This is a genomic window from Lysobacter sp. ESA13C (assembly GCF_019970005.1).
In the GTDB taxonomy this organism is placed as follows: domain Bacteria; phylum Pseudomonadota; class Gammaproteobacteria; order Xanthomonadales; family Xanthomonadaceae; genus Lysobacter; species Lysobacter antibioticus_B.
On the sequence record NZ_JAHXYK010000063.1, the window covers coordinates 1 to 208 of the forward strand.

Annotated in this window: 1 protein-coding gene; it reads right to left on the bottom strand. The window is 69.7% G+C overall.

The features are described from left to right. On the bottom strand, nt 1–208 hold a 208-nt coding region (locus LC490_RS24350; protein WP_223621922.1), incomplete at both ends, for an AMP-binding protein.

A 208-nucleotide genomic window follows, 5' to 3' on the forward strand; every position in this document is an offset into this window, starting at 1 on the left:
ACCACCGCCTCGCGCACCCCCGGCTGCGCCACCAGCCGCGACTCGATCTCGCCCAGCTCGATCCGGAAGCCGCGCACCTTCACCTGGAAATCGTTACGACCCAGGAACTCGATCGTACCGTCCGGCAACCAGCGGCCCAGGTCGCCCGAGCGATACATCCGCGCCTCGGGGACCGCACTGAACGGATCGCGCACGAAGCGCTCCGCCG